Annotated in this window: 14 protein-coding genes; 3 read left to right on the top strand and 11 right to left on the bottom strand. The window is 60.5% G+C overall.

Going from position 1 to position 17,373, the window contains the following annotated elements:
- Window positions 1-304: 304 nt before the first annotated feature.
- Together PQG80_RS24120 and PQG80_RS24115 are read right to left on the bottom strand one after the other, a co-directional pair.
- Window positions 305-1,012: a tyrosine-protein phosphatase gene (locus PQG80_RS24120; protein WP_271754230.1), complete on the bottom strand. Its 708-nt coding sequence runs from the start codon at window positions 1,010-1,012 to the stop codon at window positions 305-307.
- Between the two features lie 189 nt (window positions 1,013-1,201).
- Window positions 1,202-1,669, bottom strand: coding sequence for a MerR family transcriptional regulator (locus PQG80_RS24115; protein WP_271754229.1), 468 nt, complete (start codon window positions 1,667-1,669; stop codon window positions 1,202-1,204).
- A gap of 181 nt (window positions 1,670-1,850) precedes the next feature.
- On the opposite strand from PQG80_RS24115, the gene PQG80_RS24110 reads away from it, so the two are divergent.
- Window positions 1,851-2,708: an SDR family NAD(P)-dependent oxidoreductase gene (locus PQG80_RS24110; RefSeq protein ID WP_271754228.1), complete on the top strand. Its 858-nt coding sequence runs from the start codon at window positions 1,851-1,853 to the stop codon at window positions 2,706-2,708.
- Window positions 2,709-3,316: 608 nt separating this feature from the next.
- Here the strand turns inward: PQG80_RS24110 and PQG80_RS24105 are convergent.
- Window positions 3,317-6,454 (bottom strand): hybrid sensor histidine kinase/response regulator, encoded by a 3,138-nt coding sequence (locus tag PQG80_RS24105; protein WP_271754227.1) that lies wholly within the window; start codon window positions 6,452-6,454, stop codon window positions 3,317-3,319.
- A gap of 184 nt (window positions 6,455-6,638) precedes the next feature.
- On the opposite strand from PQG80_RS24105, the gene PQG80_RS24100 reads away from it, so the two are divergent.
- Window positions 6,639-6,890, top strand: a complete 252-nt coding sequence (locus PQG80_RS24100) for a WGxxGxxG family protein (protein ID WP_271754226.1) — start codon at window positions 6,639-6,641, stop codon at window positions 6,888-6,890.
- A 136-nt stretch (window positions 6,891-7,026) separates the two neighbouring features.
- On the opposite strand, the gene PQG80_RS24095 is transcribed toward PQG80_RS24100, so the two are convergent.
- Genes PQG80_RS24095 through PQG80_RS24080 form a run of 4 tightly spaced genes read right to left on the bottom strand, consistent with a single transcriptional unit; the run spans window position 7,027 to window position 11,073 of the window.
- Complete coding sequence (locus PQG80_RS24095; protein ID WP_271754225.1) at window positions 7,027-8,121, bottom strand: GerAB/ArcD/ProY family transporter; 1,095 nt, start codon at window positions 8,119-8,121, stop codon at window positions 7,027-7,029.
- 3 nt (window positions 8,122-8,124) lie between these two features.
- The gene (locus tag PQG80_RS24090; protein WP_271754224.1) at window positions 8,125-8,370 is read right to left on the bottom strand and encodes a hypothetical protein; all 246 of its coding nucleotides are present in this window, start codon (window positions 8,368-8,370) and stop codon (window positions 8,125-8,127) included.
- Window positions 8,370-9,566 (bottom strand): Ger(x)C family spore germination protein, encoded by a 1,197-nt coding sequence (locus PQG80_RS24085; RefSeq protein ID WP_271754234.1) that lies wholly within the window; start codon window positions 9,564-9,566, stop codon window positions 8,370-8,372. Before PQG80_RS24085 ends, PQG80_RS24090 begins: the two co-directional genes overlap by 1 nt.
- Window positions 9,567-9,594: 28 nt before the next feature.
- Complete coding sequence (locus tag PQG80_RS24080; RefSeq protein WP_271754223.1) at window positions 9,595-11,073, bottom strand: spore germination protein; 1,479 nt, start codon at window positions 11,071-11,073, stop codon at window positions 9,595-9,597.
- A 178-nt stretch (window positions 11,074-11,251) separates the two neighbouring features.
- Between PQG80_RS24080 and PQG80_RS24075 the strand changes: the two genes are divergently transcribed.
- The gene (locus PQG80_RS24075) at window positions 11,252-11,977 is read left to right on the top strand and encodes a 3-ketoacyl-ACP reductase (protein ID WP_271754222.1); all 726 of its coding nucleotides are present in this window, start codon (window positions 11,252-11,254) and stop codon (window positions 11,975-11,977) included.
- A gap of 89 nt (window positions 11,978-12,066) precedes the next feature.
- Here PQG80_RS24075 and PQG80_RS24070 read toward each other — a convergent pair whose 3' ends face one another.
- From PQG80_RS24070 to PQG80_RS24055, 4 genes are all read right to left on the bottom strand, one after another.
- Window positions 12,067-13,722 carry a DUF4091 domain-containing protein gene (locus PQG80_RS24070; protein WP_271754221.1) on the bottom strand — a complete coding sequence of 552 codons (1,656 nt, stop codon included), beginning with the start codon at window positions 13,720-13,722 and terminating at the stop codon, window positions 12,067-12,069.
- A 114-nt stretch (window positions 13,723-13,836) separates the two neighbouring features.
- Window positions 13,837-15,426 (bottom strand): ABC transporter substrate-binding protein, encoded by a 1,590-nt coding sequence (locus PQG80_RS24065; protein WP_271754220.1) that lies wholly within the window; start codon window positions 15,424-15,426, stop codon window positions 13,837-13,839.
- Between the two features lie 58 nt (window positions 15,427-15,484).
- The gene (locus PQG80_RS24060; protein ID WP_271754219.1) at window positions 15,485-16,390 is read right to left on the bottom strand and encodes a carbohydrate ABC transporter permease; all 906 of its coding nucleotides are present in this window, start codon (window positions 16,388-16,390) and stop codon (window positions 15,485-15,487) included.
- Between the two features lie 22 nt (window positions 16,391-16,412).
- Entirely contained in the window at window positions 16,413-17,330 is a 918-nt protein-coding gene (locus tag PQG80_RS24055) for an ABC transporter permease (RefSeq protein ID WP_271754218.1), read from the bottom strand.
- Window positions 17,331-17,373 lie beyond the last annotated feature (43 nt).

Raw genomic sequence — 17,373 nt, 5'->3', positions numbered from 1 at the left:
ATTTTCTCTCCGGCGCCATTAAGCCGATAAATATTGCGATTTAGGGAGAGAACCCCGGGTTTTGGACGAAAGTGTCCAAGGTTAGGGGGTTGAACCGTTTGGGCACTATTGTGCGAGCTCAGCATAGGCTGAGGCGGCCGATAAGCGCATTTGGGCACTATCGTGCGAGCTCAGCATAGGCTGAGGCGGCCGATAAGCGCATTTGGCATTATATCAGTTCCATTATATGTTAGCGAAAAGAAGCACCTCGACTCGGCGAGGTGCTTCGTGTGGTACTCGGTCATTTGGTCTGCGCGCAACCGCATCAACCAGCTACGATGCTCCGCATCCGCGCCTCCAGCTCGGTCCGCGCCGCTGCGCCCGCCATTTCCTCGTATATCGCCATGCCCGCGCCGAGGTTCGGCTTCCTGTTCACGTTGTGGGCGTCGGTCGCGATCGTATGCGCATGACCCGCAGCGATGAGCGCTCGCCCGTAGCGCTGCGCATCCGGCCCGAAGTTGCCGACGAGACTGTCCGCCGACACCTGCGTCCACAGGCCGAGCTCGATCAGCTGCGGCAGCAGCTCCGGGTCGTCCCTGAAGAAGGGATGCCGCTCCGGATGCGCCAGAATAGGGGTCACGCCCGCATCCAGCAGTCGCTGCACGATCTCCGGCGTACCCGGGTCATAGTCGCTCCAGCGCTGCTCGATGAGCAGATGCGTACCCGGCCGGCCAAGGAGAGCGAAGGAGCGATTCCGGCGATGCTCGTCGAAGAACGCCGCGCTCACCAGTTGGACCTCTGTACCCGGGTGCAGGCGGATGTCGACGCCCTGCCTGTCGAGCTCGCGCTCCAGCTCCTCCAGCTTGCGGTGCACGACGTCGGCCATGGTGAGGAACCCGTGGTTGAAGTGAGGCGTCACGATGATATCCCGTACGCCATCCTCGTACGCGATCCGCGCCATCGCCACGGACTCGGCCAGATCCTTCGCGCCGTCGTCCACGCCATGCAAGATGTGGCAGTGTATATCGATCATGTCCGCACCTCCCTCGCATTTCCCCCTATGTTAGCAGATGACTATGCGAGCGACAAGGAGACTTCCTTGGCCGAAGCCGGGGAGAATTGGCGTACGCTTCGGGAGAAAAATCAAATCCTCCGGCGAGTCTCAGGATTCCACCGTCGCATATTCTAGCGATTGCACTTCGATGAATTCCGCTTCCGCCAATTATAGTCCGCTTCGTGATCCCGTTACGGGAAAATAGCTCATCTCCGTCGGCGAGACGGGCTTTTTCTGCGCATCTTCCCGCTCCTCGCCCGAGCAATGGCCGCGATATCGGCCCTCGTCGAGCTTCATATCGATAAAGTCGACGACCTGCTGCAGAGACGCGATCTGGCCGACGATGTTCTCGCGATGACTCCTTAATTGCTCCACCAGCTCCGGATAATCCGCAGGGTCGGCATCGGCGGATACCGTCAGGAACGGCCGCATTTCCTCCAGCGGCATACCCGTTTTCTTCAGGCAGGATAGCAGCCGGAGCGTGCTCAGGTCCTCCTCCCGGTAGACGCGATGCCCGTTGTCCCTCCGCACCGCCCGGGGCAGCAGCGCGATCTTCTCGTAATAACGGATCGTGTCCTCGGAGATGCCGGTGCGGTCCGCGATCTGCTTGATGGTATACGCAGGTTCTGCCTTCATCCTCTTCCCTCCCGGAGATTTCCTTTTAGATGCATTGTATATCTTGGAGCTGACTCCAAGTCAAGCGCACGGAATGAAATAAAACGATGAAGCTGCGCCCTTGACTTGGAGTCGGCTCCAACTTATAGAATGTGCGCTATCGGGGAAACGACCCCGGCATCTGGAGGAGGCGTTGATAAGCATGGATATGAGGGATCGTGAGAATATCGCCCTGATTACGGGAGCGAGCGCCGGGATCGGGCTGGAGTTAACGCGGAAGCTGCTGGCTGCGCAATGGCAGGTGGCGGCCGTGATACGTTCCGACTTCCCGGCGGAGGACCCGGACATTCGGCAGGCTGTCCAGAGCGGCCGGCTCCGTATTTATAAGACGGCGAATCTCGCCGACTTTACCGGCTTGAGGCGAACCCTGGATGATGTGAAAGCGAAGGAGCCGCGCATCGATATCTTGTTCAATAATGCCGGCGGGTCCTTCCCCGAGCTGAGCTATTCGGCGCAGGGACGCGAGCAGCACTATGAGCTGATGACGGTCGTGCCGTATATTATCGTGCGGGAACTGACGGAGAGCTTGAAGAACGGCCGCTTCAAAACGGTAATCAACACCTCGTCATCGGCGCTTAAATTTACGAAGGCGTTGAGTATCGACATTCTGGAGCGCCCCAAGACGTTCCGCAAGCTGCTGGGTCCCTACGCCGCGTCCAAACTGGCGCTCTCGCTGTGGACGCAGGAGATCGCCCCGCGGCTGCTCGAGGAGGGCATCCGCATTCGCAGCGTCGATCCCGGCGGCAACAATACGCTCAGAAAGGGCAAAACGTCCGGCCTGCCCTTGGTGGTGGGTATGCTCATGAAGCTTTTCTTTTCCCCGCCTACCCACGGCGCAGGCCAACTCTACGAAGGCGCGCTCGGCGAACATCGCCAAGCGACCGGCGTATTTCTGGTAAAGGGGCGCGTGACGGAGTTAAAGTTTAAAGACCAGGCGCGCAGCGTGCTGGAAAGAGTGCATGCGATCTATGAGCAGGAATACTTGGGCGTGCGTGCCTGAGGCAGGCATGTTCGCCCGGAGCTGTAGGCTCAAAATGTGCGCCTACAGTGGCCGAAGCGCCCGCCTTGGGAGCTGTAAGCTCAAAATGTGAGCCTACAGCGGCCGAAGCGCCCGCCTTGGGAGCTGTAAGCTCAAAATGTGCGCATACAGCGGCCGAAGCACCAGCCTTGGGAGCTGTAGGCGCACATTTTGAGCCTGCAGCGACGGAAACGCCCGCCTTGGGAGCTCTAAGCTCAAAATATGCGCCTACAGCGACGGAAGCACCAGCCTTGGGAGCTGTAAGCTCAAAATGTGAGCCTGCAGCGACGGAAACGCCCGCCTTGGGAGCTCTAAGCTCAAAATATGCGCCTACAGCGACGGAAGCGCCCACCTTGAGAGCTGTAAGCTCAAAATGTGCGCGTGCAGCGGCCGAAGCGCCCGCCTTGGGAGCTGTAAGCTCAAAATGTGAGCCTGCAGCGACGGAAGCGCCCGCCTTTGGAGCTGTAAGCTCAAAATGTGCGCGTGCAGCGACGGAAGCGCTTGCCTTGGGAGCTGTAAGCTCATAAAGTGAGCCTGCAGCGGCTGTGTACAGCGGATACTTTTCCTAGCAAGCCGCACTCGGGTCGCGGTCAATCGCTCGCGGCATCATGTGCCCGATCGGCGGCGAACCCGCGCTTGGCCTGTTGCTTGGGCACGACGAACGAGACCGTCGTCCCTTTACCGGGAAGGCTGCGAACGCGCAGCCCCTTGCCGTATATTTGCTTCAGCCTGCGGTCGGTATTGGCCAAGCCGACGCCTGCATGGCGTCCGGACAGCCCGTCCTGCTGCAGCGCCCGCGACAGCGTATCGGGCGTCAGGCCCGGGCCGTCGTCTTCGATCGATATCTCTACGACGCCCCCGCGCTCCTGAATCCGGATCCGGACGGTGCCGCCCTCGGGGCGTCTGAGCACCCCGTGCCGTACGGCGTTCTCCACCAGCGTCTGGACGGACAGCGGGGGCACCTCCGGCAGAAGGTGCTCATCTACCTCCCAAGCGACCTGAATTCGGTCCTCGAACCGCGCCTTCTCGATGTACAAGTAAGCCTGCACCAAGCCAAGCTCCTTGTGCAGCGGCACCAGCTGATCCGAGTTGGCGGAGTCGAAGCTGGCCCGCAGGTAATCGCCGAAGGCCGACAGCAGCTCGCGCATGCGGGCGGTATCGACATCTCCCAGCGCCGCGATGGAATTGAGCGTATTGAACAGGAAATGCGGCTGAATCTGCGCCTGCAGCCAAGCCGCCTCCAGACGCTTCTGCTCGCGGGCCGCCCGGGCGACGCCCGTCAGCGCCTTGACCCGCATCCGCAGCTCTTGCGCATCAACGGGCTTGACGACGTAGTCGTTGGCCTCCGCCTTGTAGCCGGCCTCGATATCCTCGGCCCGATAGCGCGCCGTGAGCAGCAGGATCGGCAGCTCGGAGGCAGAGAAGATCGTGCGGACGGTACGCGCGACTTCGTAGCCCGAGATATCCGGCATCATGACGTCCGCGATCAGCAGGTCCCAGGGACCCGAATTCAGAAGGGACAGCGCTTCGGCGCCGCTGGTAGCGGTCGTGAGCTCGTACAGCTCCGAGGGCAGTACGAGCTGCAGAATCCGCAGATTCACCGGCTCGTCGTCGACGGCGAGGATGCGGGAGCGGTCTTGGCGCGCTTCGGTTGCCGGCCGGCGTTCGGCCTTCGGGTCAACGTCAGCGGGAACCGATGCATCCGGGAGCCAGCTTGTCGCGGCGACTTCGCGCTCGGCCGTATCCGCGCCTTCCGTCTCCGCGGCAGGCAGCGTAAAGCTGAAGACGGAGCCGAAGCCGGGGCTCGAGCCGACCGTTAACCGACCGCCGTGCAGCTCGACCAGCCGCTTGCTGATCGCCAGGCCCAGCCCGAAGCCGGACGCGTTGGTCTCCGCCCGGCGCTCGCCTTGCTCATAAGGCCCGAAGATACGGCTCGCCGTCTCCTCGTCCATCCCGATCCCGGTATCCGCGACGCGCACGACGACCCGGTCTCCCTCGGCGGCCGCTTCGATCCAGACCCGGCCCTCGTGCGTAAACTTAACCGCGTTGTGCAGCAGGTTAAACAAGATCTGCACCAGACGCTGCTCGTCCGCCATCACCGCAGGCAGCGTATCCGGCACGCGGTTCTCGAGCCGAACCGGCTTGCCCTCCGTCATGAACCGGACCATGTCGAGCACGCCGGCGGCCTCTGTCTGCAGCCGGAGCGGCGCCGGGTTCACGGATAAGCGACTCTCCCGGAGCCGATTGAGATCGATGAGATCGTGGAGCAGAAAGGACATGCGCTTGCCCATTGACACGAGCAGCGCGAGACGTTCCCGGTTGACGGCGTCGTCTGTCCGGCGGCCGCCGTCCAGCACGGACTGGGCCATGCTCAGCATGCCGTGAAGCGGATTGCGAAGCTCATGCGAGGTGTGGACCAGGAACTCGTCCTTGCGCGCGTCCGCCGCCTGCAGGCGCTCCGCCAACCGGACGGTCTCGGCGGCATTGCGGAAATATCGCTTGAACCAGTAGAGCGCGAAGGCGACGAAAAAAGCAAGCATATCGAACGGATAGTAGCCGACGTCGATGGAGTTGGCGTAGCCGAAGATCCCCCAGAGCAGATTCCAGGCGACGGCGACGGCGCCCAGCAGCAGATAGATCGCATCCGGAGAGCCTCTGCGGACGGCCCGGTAGATGAAGATCGGGGCGACGCCGAACGAGGCCAGCAGCAGAAATGTATGCAGCCCGTCCGCAATGGGATGGGTAATCGCCCGGGCAGGAGACGCCAGCACGAACAGTCCGAAAACCATGCATGCGGCGAAATGCCAGCGGGCATGGCGCAGACCGGGAAACTCGGGCAGCAGGCTTCTTACGTACTGCAGCAGCAGGGCTGCCCCTCCCAGGTAGGATAGGTAGAAAACCTTATAGAATGCCTCGAAATCCGCTCCGAACCAGACGGTCAGCAGGCGGTCGGTGTTGCAAAGGACGGATAGCGCCCCGCATATCCCGAGCAGGGCAAAAATCAGGAGCGGCCGCTGCCGGGTGCCAATGAAATAAAGGGCGAGCGCATAGAGGGCATGCATGGCCATCAGCAGGATAAAGGCGGCTTGCGATCCGACGGACAGCCAGTAGTCCCGGTTCATCGCCCGTGCGGTGCCGAGCTTGACGGGCTCTATCAGTCCGCCGATGATACGGTCGTCGTAGTTGGCCGCCAGGAGCACGAGGTCCAGCATGCCGTCGTCGGCCGCGAACGTGACGGAATACGGCGCATTGCCCGTCGTGTAGGCGGATGCGCGGTCGGCCGGAATGCCGGCGCCGCCCATCAGGCGCCCGTTCACGTACAGCGCAGATGACGCTGAAATCCCCGGCACGCGTACGGTCAGCTCCGGCAGGCCTGCGGACGGCAGCACGATGCGCAGCCGATAGGTCCCGTATCCGATGGCGGACGCGCGCGGCGGATCGAACGCTTTTTTCCAGCTGCCGGGAACCTTCGCCGATCCGGCGGCGCCCTGCGGCCGGAACGTGCCGTCCGGCCCGGGCGCGACCAGCTGCGACGGGTAAAAAGTCCATTGTCCGGAGAGGAAGTAGATCGGATGGGAGGCGGTATCCCAGCCGCTAAGATCCAGCACGCCGCCTTGGGCCTCGGCCCTCTCGGTGTCCGTCTGCATGCCGATCCAGATCAGGCGAATGCCGGTGAGCGCGAGCAGGAACAGCCCGACGACGGCGAAAATCTTTCTTTTTTTCATCATAGAATACGGGTTCGACAAAAATTGTGAAATTCCTTCGCTGCCTGTACTGGCAAGAGATCGTCCCGGCAACGGGGAGCTCGATTTAATGCGGTTTATTCGCTTGTCCGACCGAGGACGGTTTAGAATACACAGCCTGGGGTTACATATCTCTCGGAACAACCAACAACCTAGAGGAGCTGATAAAATGTTCAAGAAATTTAAGTTCATGTTCATGACCCTGCTTATCGTGTCGGCACTAGGTTCGACGGCGGCGTTCGCGGAGGAGTCCACGAGCACGACCGATGCAGCTGCCACGCAAACGCAAACGACAAATCATGATGACGATGACAGCGGGAAATGGGGCCTCCTCGGTTTGCTTGGCCTCGCAGGACTGGCGGGATTAAAGCGGCGCGACCGTCATGAACATGTAACCCGCGTTGACAATACGAAGCGTTAAAAGCAATTAAAAACAAAAAGCGCTATGCTCAAAGTAGAATGCTCCCTATAAGGCGGACAGGCGAAATCGTAAAAGCCCGTTGCCGAATGGGGAGCATTTTGATGTTTAAGGAAGCCTTGACCGAGACGGCCCTCCCTCAAGTCACCCGCTTGCGCACCAGCGATGCCGCGTACACAACGAGCAGGGGCACAATACCGCAGGTGAACACCCACAGCGGGTGAATGCCGGAGATCATGAAGTCCCAGTACGCTTCGCCGCGGAGGCCGACGGAGATCGAGATCAGCGTCACGATAAAGGCGAGCGGGAAGATCAGCTGCCGGTTGTCCCGGGGCAGCTTGAGCAGGCTGTTCAGCGTCAGATGCGCCGAGAACAGCGCGATCGTCGCCTTCATGAAGGATGCGACGATCATGGAGTAGCCCATCAGCGCTTCCAGCCGCTCGAAGATCTCGGTGACATAGACCGTCCGGGCCATCTCGAACATCGAATACTTGCGCTCTCCCGAGATCGGGCCGAAGGTGAGCACCGTCGCCAGCGTGACCAAGAGCAGGGATCCTGCGTTCAACGCCACGGCCAGCGCCATTTTCGACCCGGTGCGGTCTTTGGCCCGGGTTCTGACCAACGGGAGGATCATGCAGAACAACGCCATCTCCCCGTACGGAAAGCCAGATATAAAATAGATGCCGTGAAAAATCGGTTTAACGCCATGGTCGAGGACCGGCAGCAGATATTGCGGATGGAAGCCCGCGGAAGCAAGCGAGATATTGAAAAGCACGAACAGCATGACGGAGAGCATCAGCAAGCCGAACATGCCCGCGAACCGGCCGATGCCGACCCGCGCCGTCAGCGCCACGGCAAGCATCGTCAGGGTGATAAAGTAGGCGAAGGACGTGTCGCGCATCATCGAGCTCTTGAGAAACATCGCGATATCCATGACGATGCCGGCCACGATATGGACCTGCAGCAGCAGCAGCAAAATACCGAACGCCACCGCGACGGGACGGGTCGTCAGCTTGGCGCCGTACTCGATGAAGTCCAAGTCGGGGAATCTGCGGGCGAGACTGACGAGGGGGACGAGCAGGAGCAGCCCGATCCCGGCAGCCGCCAGCAGACAGATCCAGGCCTCGTTGTCGCTCACCGAGATGAGCGGCGCCGGTATGTTGATGATGGCCGACCCGGTCAAATAGACGAAAAGCATCACCGCGACCTGCGAGGGCGTAATCTTGTTTCTCATGGACTAGTCCCCTCCTTCCGGCTCCAGACCGGAGATGATGCGCTCGGCGATCCCGCCGAAGATCCGCAGGAACAGGTCGTAGTACGACGCGGCGGATAAAATGCCAAAGACGATCAGCATATGGTAGCCGGCGATCAGCAGCAGCAGCGCGTAAACGACCTTGGTCCGCAGCTTCGCGCCGCCCAGTCGGCTCTCTTTCCAGTCGTACGTTAGGAAGGCGGCCAACGCCAGCAACAGTAACGCCCGCATTAGGAATCACCCGGCCTCTTGTCGATCGGCTTGCCGACATTGGTGCCCGAGGTCATGATCGTGACGTCGGCGTGCACTTCATACGTCGCGCCCGCGAATTGCTGCGGCCAATCCTTCTTCCACTGCCTCCACAGCTTCGTATGACGCTCGAAAAGCAGGTTCCCTACGCCGAGCACATCGACCCGCTTCTGAAGCAGCCAGTCCATGCCCTCCCGCATCGTCTGCTCTATCGTCTTGGCGATGCGCTGCCGGAGCGCCTGATCCTCCTGCGGCTTGAGGGACTGTCCGCAGACGAGCTCGGAGAGCGCCGTTTCGACCTTTAGCCGGAAGGCGAGATGAAGCCGGTCTCCCGCGGTTTTCACCCGCATCACGGTCTTGGCCGACAGCACCTCCACCGAGTCCTCCTGCAGCGCGCGCTCTTTGGTCGGGTCGGCGGTACAGGGAACTTCCACGATTCCGGACTTGTAACTGCCAGCGAGCAGTTGAACGCCTTCCAGCAGCTTGGAGGGGATGACTTCCTTAAGCCGGCCGTTGACGAGCACGGCGGCGCCCGCCACGGCGGGAGTGACTTCATCGCGCGACTTCTGTTCGTACAGATAAGGGATCATCGCGACCGCCGATGGGCTGCGGGTCTGCAGCGCCAGCTGCAGCAGGTTGGCGGAGACCGTCTTGCCCGTCATCTCGTGCGAGGATTGCTCGCTCAAGAAATATTGCTGGCTGACCGAGTTCTCGATGTAGGGAGGGATCTCCATATATTGCGCCGCATCCCCCTTGGTGATGAGCAAATGCGTGGTCAGCCTTGGCTCGTGGTCCCGGTACAAAAAATCGAGCAGCGCGATGAGCGAATGCTTGCGCGCCAGCTGCTCGCCTACCAGAATGATGCGCATATGGCTCCACTGGGCCTTGCGCCCGAGCCGAATCGTGATATCCCGCACGGCTTCGATCATCGATTCATCATCGGTCCGGATGTTGATGAAGGACTTCTCGGGCTTGCCGCGTCCGACGATATTCTGGGAAGGCTTGAATACTTGGACGGTCAACCCGATCCGTCCCTCGGGCGCCTCGTCCAGCGCGACCCCCATGACGAAGCCTTTCTGCGGAATCTCGGCCCGGTCTCCTTCGGCGCAGCCGGTCGGCAGCGCGCAGAGCATCGCCGCCAGGAGTACGAGCCGGCTTATGATGGCGTATCGGGGCATCACGGCAGCACCTCCGCGGGTAGTCAATTTAGGTGGAACGGGGCGGCCTCGGCCGCTTGATCAGCGCGGGCAGCTTGGTCCGGATCAGCGTATCGCGGAGTTGGTCGCCCTTCCATGGCGCGAGCGGCGTCAGGAAAGGCACGCCGAGCGAGGTTAGCGTGACCAGGTGGAGCCAGATGAACAGATAGCCGAGCAGGATGCCGAAGCCGCCGAGCAGAGAGGATAGCGCCATGAGCGGGAACTGGATCAGCCTCAGCGCGATGGACAAGTTGTACTGCGGCAGCGAGAACGAGGCGATCCCCGTCAGCGACACGATGACGACCATGATCGGCGAGGCGATCCCCGCATTGATCGCGGCTTCTCCGATGACCAGCGCGCCTACGATGCTGACCGCGGAGCCGACGTTCCTCGGCAGTCGGATGCCGGCCTCCTTGAGCAGCTCGAAGAAAAACACCATGATGACGGCCTCGACGAAGGCGCCGAACGGAATGCCCTCGCGCGAATCCACGATCGCCAGCAGCAGGACGGTCGGGATGAGCTCGGTGTGAAACGTGGAGACCGCGATATACAGACTGGGCAGCGAGATCGCGATCATGAGGGCGATGAAGCGCAGCCAGCGGATAAAATTCGATACGAGCACGCGTTGATAGTAGTCCTCGCTGGACTGCAGCAGATCGAAGAACAAGCCCGGACAGATCATGATCGAGCCCGAGCCTTCGGTCAGGAGCACGATCTTGCCGTTGAGCATCGCGGCCGCGGCCGTATCCGTACGCTCGGTATACCGGAACTGGGGAAACGGGGACAGCGGGCGGTCCTCGATGATCTCTTCGATATAGGAGGTGTCGACGATGTCCCCCCTGCCCCTGATGGGCTGCAGCCTACGCTCGAACTCGGCCAGCACCGCGGGATCGACGACGCCTTCCAGATAGCCGTAGGCGATATTCGTGTTGGTATGTCCGCCCGCCCGGAAGTATTGTATCTTCAGCGCCGGCGTCTGCATCCGCTTGCGGATCATGCCGATGTTTTTTTTCAAGCTCTCGACGGTGCCCTCGCGCGGCCCCTGGACGACCGGCTCCGTCTCGGGCTCCGCCACCGGGCGCGTCTCCATTTCCTCCGACTCGAAGCAGAGCGCGTAGTCCCAACCGTCGATCAGCAAGACCAAGTAGCCCTGCAGCATAAGCCGATCGACGGCGGACCAGTCGCGCTCCAGGGTGGCATGCTCGGACGACACGCCATGCGCGCCGAAAAACACGCGGATCATCTCCGGCGTCACGTCCAGCCCCGGACCGATCACGTGGTTCGAGAGGTCCTGCAGCGCGCTTTTCATATAATTCGTATTGCCCTCGCATATCGTCTTGAAGTACACGGAAGCCGCGCGGTGCTTCAGGTCAGGACCGTAACGCCAGTCCTTGATCTCCAGGTCCCCGCACTGCTTGTAGACGTCCCCCAGCCGGGCGAGATTCGCGGGCAATTGCTTCGATAAACGATCCGCAGCGATGGGTACCACCTCCGTGCAGTTATTCGGACAGTGGGTAGGTTTTCCAACCAGCGGCCGATTTTATGCAGCGTGCGTCCTTTTTGCGCGGCTTATCGCACGATAGGCATGCGGATTTGGGATGATCGACGGGATTCGATATAATGGCATTGGCGTGTTTGTCCATTCGCAAAATAAAGGAGTGTCTACCGTGGCGCAGACGATTAAAGGAAAAGCAGCGATCGTGACCGGAGCCGGGAAAGGGATCGGCAAAGCCGTCGCGCTCGAGCTCGCAAGGGAAGGGGTTCATGTCGGCTTGATCGCCCGAACCGAGGGAGACCTGCTGGAAACGGCGCGCGAAATTCAGGCATTGGGCGTCAAGACGGCCTACGCGGCGGCCGACGTCTCCTCGTTGGAGCAGGTCGAACAGGCGATCGGCAAGATCGCCGAGGAGATCGGCACCGCCGATATTCTGATCAACAATGCCGGGATCGGTACCTTCGAGAAGCTGGCCGAGATGGACCCGGAGCTGTGGAAAAAGATCATCGAGGTGAACCTGCTGGGCACGTACTATGTGACGCGCACCGTCCTCCCGCAGCTGATCGCCAAAAACCAAGGGGACATCATCAATATCTCCTCAACGGCCGGGCTGAGCGGAGCGCCGGGATCCAGCGCCTACAGCGCGTCGAAGTTCGGCGTCGTCGGCCTGTCGGAATCGCTGGCCCAGGAGGTCCGCCGCAACAACATCCGAGTCACCGCGCTGACGCCCAGCACGATCGCGACCGACCTCGCCAAGAGCTCGTCGCTGATCGCGGAAGGCAAGGAGGAGCAGTACATGCATCCGGAGGATATCGCGGAATACATCGTGGCCCAACTCAAGCTGTCTCAGCGGATGTACATCAAGACGGCGAGCTTGTTGAACACGAATCCATTCTGAGTCGCGCGCTAATCCGCAAAAAAAACGGACCTCCCGATCGACGGGGAGGTCCGTTTTCATATGCCGGCTCGTTCAAGGCCGCGCTGCCGTTATCGCAGCATGCCGTTCATCTTTTTTCTTAACTGATCGATATATTCCCAGCCTTTCGGATACTGCGTGAACGTGATCTTCTCCTGCACGCCTTCCTGGATCAGGGTCTCGACCTTCGCTCTCCCGATCCGCGCCTCCAGCAGCTCCAGCGCTCTCAGGTCGTACAGCGCCTCCTTCAGCACCATGCCGCGGATGGAGTCGTACGCGGTGCCGTCCGGCGCCGGATAGACGAGGAACGGGTCGCCGGAGGGGAAGCCCTCGCCCGCGTCGGTCACCCGGTAGGGATCGATCGGGCGAACGGAATACTGCGCGTTGTAGAAGTTGAACCCCCAATGCAGGAAGCCTTCCATGCGGTAGAGATACAGGAGGACGCCCAGGATCCGGTTGCGCGCCGAAGGCATGGCCATGAACCGGTTGCTGACTTCCACCGCCTGCACGCAGCAGTTATAAGCCCAGAGACGGTCGACTCCCGCATCGATGAACGGCTGAATGTGGTCGATGCACACGATCGGCTTATCCACGATACCCTCGCGGTAGACGTCGAAGCTGCTCAGCGCGTCGACGACCTTGCAGTCCGCCAGCAAGTCTGCCACGAGAGCCTTGGCTTCGGCGTAGGTCGACTTTTGATGGTCGTGCGGCTCGTCCGAGATATGGAACCAGGCATTCTCGAAGACGCCCAGCCGCTTGAGCTCTTCCTTCAGCTGCGGGAGGAAGCTCCGGAGGAACGCCGCATATTCTCCCGTGGCGGGCGTATCCCAACCGAAGATTCTCGTCTCGCGGCCGTCTGCCGTCGCCATGATCTTCGGCGCGAACTGCGCCCCCCACTGCGTGAAGAGATGGGAGATCTCGATATGCGGGATGCGGTTTCTTTGGCAGAGCCGAACCCACCGCTCCAGCTTGCCGAAGCCGAAGGCGTAGCCGTCCCCTTCCTTGACCACGTCGACCAGTTGTATCGTCGTCCGCTCGCCGCCCACGGCCGTATCCAGCGGAGGCGTGAAGACGGGCGTCAGCAGCATGTTCACCCCGTGGCTCGCGGCCGAGGCCATGAAGTTGTCGATAACGCGCCAGTGCGCCTCGCTGAATACGGGAACCTTGTAGTAGTCCGCCAGACAATCCGCGTGGAACCACTCCGTGTGCAGGAGCTTCTGCTCGGGCAGCGCGAGCGGAACCGGGCGAATGTCGACCCGGCCTTCCCACAGCGGGGTGCCGTCCAGCTTTTCCGCGGAGAGGACGATCGAATACGTGTCCTCGGTCATGCCGGCGTCGAGCGGTACGTCGATCCACAGCGAACGCCATTGGGCAGGGATCGCTTTGATCGGCTCGTCGAGGGATAAGGGCGTGAGCAGATCCGGCAGCAGTCCCGGCTCCGTCGTGAGATAATCGTCGTCCCATTTGCCATAGCAAGGAAACGAACTCGGAACGAGCTCTACCTTGCGGAGCCTGATCCGGTCCCCCAACGACGAACGCGCATGCAGCCTGAACAGGTAGCTGGGGACGTCATATTCGTCGCTGGCGCAGGCATACGCGAGTTGAAAAGACAGCGTCTCCCCGTACAAGCCCGACAGGACGGCGCCATCGTCCATCGCGCGCGGCTGCCGCTTCGGCAGCACCTTTTCCAGGCTATCCGTCAATCGAAAAGAAAAAGTCGTCGTCATGCTTGCCCCTCCATGTCCGTTATCTTGGATGTCTATCGGCGATCCTGTTCTACTATTCAAAGCCGGCCAAGGACTAGGCGTCCGCGACCGGCTTCGGGATAAAACTAGATTAAATTAGGATTGCGCCTGCAGGAAAGCGTCGGCTTGTTTTTGCATTTCCGCGATTACCTTTTCGATGCCGGCTACTTTGAGCTTTTCTTGGAACGCCTTGACGCCTCGCTTCGGATCGTTCGGCTCGACCAGTCCGAAGCGGAGCGGCTTGCCGTACGTGTCCATGATGTTGTTGATAGCGGCTTCTTCGTTCTTCACGGCGGAGTCGTCGAAGACGAACATCTGCAGCGGGTGGTTGACCGTGTTGGCCTTGAATTGCTCCATGATCGCGTTGCGCTCGTCCGCGATAGTGACGTCGGTCCGCTCGTTCAGCGAGTTCCAGCCCCACGGGCATACGCTCATGGCCGGGAAGTTCGCGGACGCTTCGAGCGATTTGAACTGGTCGTCGCCGACCTTCTCGTAGTGCTTCCCTTCGATGCCGTAGTTCGTCAGGTCATGGATCTCCTGGTCGTAACGCAGCAGGTCGAGTGCCATGAGCGCGCGCTCGGGGTTCTTGCTCGAAGCGGCGACGGACATGCCGTTGCCGATGTACGGAAGCAGCAAACGCTTCTTGTCGGCGCTGAGATCGACGATCTCGATCTTCCAGTCCGGGTGCGCGTTCGCGATGGAAACTTTGGTGGTGGTCAGCGTGCCGATATTCCATTCGAGCGAGGCGAGCTTGCCGTCGATGAACGCCTGCTTCCGGTCGAGCTTGCTGACGATGGCGTCCTTCTGCCAGGCGCCGGCTTGGGCCGCCTTGTACATTCTCTCGATGTACTGGGTGTATTCAGGCGTATCCGCATAGCTCATCAGCTTGCCGCTCGCGTCCGTAATCTTGTAGACGATCGGGAGCGGATAAGACAGGTGGTAGAATTCGTTCGGCTGCGTGAAGTCCAGCCAGGAGCCTTCGCCCGCGCCCATGCTCGGGATGATGGACTTGTCTTTGCTGGAGATCGTCGCCAGGAACGAGTGGTAATCGTCAAGCGTCTTGATCTCCGGAATGCCGTATTTCTCTCTCAGATCGCCGCGGATGGCGACGAGCTTGTGCTCGTACTCGAATTGATCTTGCGGAACCATGTAGACCTTGCCGTTGACCTTAGCTTGTTCCCAAGCGACCTTCGGCTCTTTTTCCCACGTTTGCGGAGCGTACTTCTGGAGCATCTCCTCGGTCAGTTCGAGATAGCCGTTTTTCGTGGCGATCTGGCTGTACTTGTTCCAGTTGGCGGAGAAGGCGAGATCGATGTCTTCGCTGGCCGCGAACAGCAGCGGATACTTTTGCTCGTACTCGCCCCAGTCGATAAAACTGACGTCGAGGGTCGCGTTGATCTTCCCTTTCATCCGCTTGTTCACTTCGCCGTAGACTTCGTCGAAGTCGGCCGGCTTGGCGCCGAGCAGCACCATCTTGAGCGTTACTTCCTTGCTCGTGTCGATGTCCGCGTTGGCGGACGCCGCAGGAGAAGAAGCTGCCTGCGACGGAGAGCCGGTCGCGGAAGCGCTTGCCGAAGACTGAGATTCGGAACCATTGTTATTGTTCCCGCATCCGCTGACGACGAAGGCCATCGCCATCATGAGCGCGATTCCCCATTTTCCTTTTCTGAACGCCTTCTTGCGCATGTTCATTTCCTCCCTATTTATATATACCTGCTATGCGATAACCGGGGAAGCCCCGGGATTATCCTTTGACCGCGCCGATCGTCAAGCCTTGCACGAAATACCGCTGAACGAACGGGTATAGGAGCACGATCGGTCCCGTCGCGATGATCGCCAGCGCCATCTTGAGATTCTCGCCCGGCAGCGGTCCGACGTTCAGGCCCGTCACCTCCATGATTCTCCTCACGCCCTCCAGGTTGCCGAGCGAGCGGTACAGCAGGTATTGGAGCGTGTACAGCTTTTCGCTGCTGCTCTCGATGAATAGCAGCGAATTGAACCAGTCGTTCCAGTAGTTCAGCGCCGTGAACAGGCCGATCGTCGCGAGTCCGGGCTTGGACAGCGGCAGGATGAGCCGGACGAAGACGGTGAAGTCGCCGGCGCCGTCGATCTTCGCCGATTCGGTGATCGCCTCGGGAATGCTCCGCATGAACGTGCGCAGGATCAGAATGTAAAACACGCTCAGCATCGGCGGAAGCAGCAGCGCACCGTAGGTGTTCTTCAGGTGGAGATAGTTGACCATCAGGATGTACCAAGGCACGAGGCCGCCGCCGAACAGCGTCGTGAAGTAGAAGTAGAAGGCAAAGCCGGACCGCCAGTGAAAATCCTGGCGCTGCAGCACGTAAGCGGCCATCGCCGAGATGAACAGGCCGGCCAGCGTCCCGACCGCGGTCAGGGAGATCGTGAGCCCGTAGGAGCGGAGCAGGGTAGCCGGCTCCTTCAATGCGAATGCATAGGCACTGGTATCGAACGCCTTCGGCCAAAACCGGAAGCCGTCCTCTAAAATGTGCGTCTCGCTCGTCAGCGACCCGCTGATCACGACGATCAGCGGAATCAGGCAAGCGAGCGCCACGAGCCCTACTAACAGATAGCCGACGACGTTCAGGAGCAGTCGGTCCGCGTGCATTTTCTTTCTTGCCGCCGCGTTCATGGCGATCACCTTCCTTACTGGCTCAGAATAGGGCATTGCTCTTGTCGGTGCGCCGGACCAGATAGTTGGCGGCGAGGATCGTGACGAAGCACAGGACGGATTGATAGAATCCGATCGCCGCCGACATGCCGATCTCGTTGTCGATCATCAGCGAGCGGTAGGCGTACGTGTCGATGACGTCCGTCGCTTGGTACAGCAAGCCGTTGCCGCCGACAAGCTGGTAGAACAATCCGAAGTCGCCGCGGAATATGCCTCCGATGGCCAGCAAGACGAGGATGGTCACCGTCGGCCGGATCGCCGGCAGCGTGATATGGTAGATGCGCTGGAACAGGTTGGCGCCGTCGATCTCCGCCGCATCGTAGGATTCCTTGTCCACGTTCATAATGGCGGCCATGTAGAATACGGCCCCGTATCCGACCGCTTTCCAAGCCGAGACGGCCACGAGGATGTACTTCCAATATTCCGGCGTCGTATAGATGTCGAGACGGTCCAAGCCGACCGACGCGAGCATCGTATTGATCAAGCCGTGCTCGTAATTGAATAAGTTATAGGCGATGGCGCCCACGACGACCCACGACAGAAAATACGGGAGCAGCAAGGTCGTCTGCGCGAGCTTGCGGAACCATTTGCTGCCTAGCTCCGCCAGCAAGATCGCGATCACGATCTCCAGCACGTTGTTCACGATGATAAACGAAGCGTTGTATCCGAACGTATTTAAAGTCACCCGCCAGGCGTCGCCCGTCATGAAAAAGAAGCGGAAGTTATCGAACCCGACCCAGGGAGAGTCGAATATGCCCAGTTTGTAATTAAATTGCTTGAACGCCAGGATCACGCCCGCCATCGGAATGTAGCTGAACAGAAAAAAGTAGGCTGCCGCAGGCGCAATCATGAGAAGCAGCGTCTTGTTCGCCGCCAGCCTAGAGATGATGCCCCTTTTCATGTGTGTTTCCCCCTTCTTCCTCCTTGACCGTCCCACGGCCCGC

Source organism: Cohnella rhizoplanae, from assembly GCF_948329515.1.
Lineage (GTDB): Bacteria > Bacillota > Bacilli > Paenibacillales > Paenibacillaceae > Cohnella > Cohnella rhizoplanae.
Note: the sequence above shows the minus strand (reverse complement) of the source record. Positions and strands in the feature narration are given on the sequence as shown.

Excerpts from the sequence above, each read along its gene's own strand:
- PQG80_RS24120 (WP_271754230.1), bottom strand. The coding sequence starts at position 1,012 with ATGATCGATATACACTGCCACATCTTGCATGGCGTGGACGACGGCGCG.
- PQG80_RS24085 (WP_271754234.1), bottom strand. The coding sequence starts at position 9,566 with ATGCCCCGATACGCCATCATAAGCCGGCTCGTACTCCTGGCGGCGATG.
- PQG80_RS24110 (WP_271754228.1), top strand. The coding sequence starts at position 1,851 with ATGGATATGAGGGATCGTGAGAATATCGCCCTGATTACGGGAGCGAGC.
- PQG80_RS24100 (WP_271754226.1), top strand. The coding sequence starts at position 6,639 with ATGTTCAAGAAATTTAAGTTCATGTTCATGACCCTGCTTATCGTGTCG.
- PQG80_RS24090 (WP_271754224.1), bottom strand. The coding sequence starts at position 8,370 with ATGCGGGCGTTACTGTTGCTGGCGTTGGCCGCCTTCCTAACGTACGAC.
- PQG80_RS24070 (WP_271754221.1), bottom strand. The coding sequence starts at position 13,722 with ATGACGACGACTTTTTCTTTTCGATTGACGGATAGCCTGGAAAAGGTG.
- PQG80_RS24065 (WP_271754220.1), bottom strand. The coding sequence starts at position 15,426 with ATGCGCAAGAAGGCGTTCAGAAAAGGAAAATGGGGAATCGCGCTCATG.
- PQG80_RS24055 (WP_271754218.1), bottom strand. The coding sequence starts at position 17,330 with ATGAAAAGGGGCATCATCTCTAGGCTGGCGGCGAACAAGACGCTGCTT.
- PQG80_RS24095 (WP_271754225.1), bottom strand. The coding sequence starts at position 8,121 with ATGAGAAACAAGATTACGCCCTCGCAGGTCGCGGTGATGCTTTTCGTC.
- PQG80_RS24105 (WP_271754227.1), bottom strand. The coding sequence starts at position 6,454 with ATGATGAAAAAAAGAAAGATTTTCGCCGTCGTCGGGCTGTTCCTGCTC.
- PQG80_RS24060 (WP_271754219.1), bottom strand. The coding sequence starts at position 16,390 with ATGAACGCGGCGGCAAGAAAGAAAATGCACGCGGACCGACTGCTCCTG.
- PQG80_RS24115 (WP_271754229.1), bottom strand. The coding sequence starts at position 1,669 with ATGAAGGCAGAACCTGCGTATACCATCAAGCAGATCGCGGACCGCACC.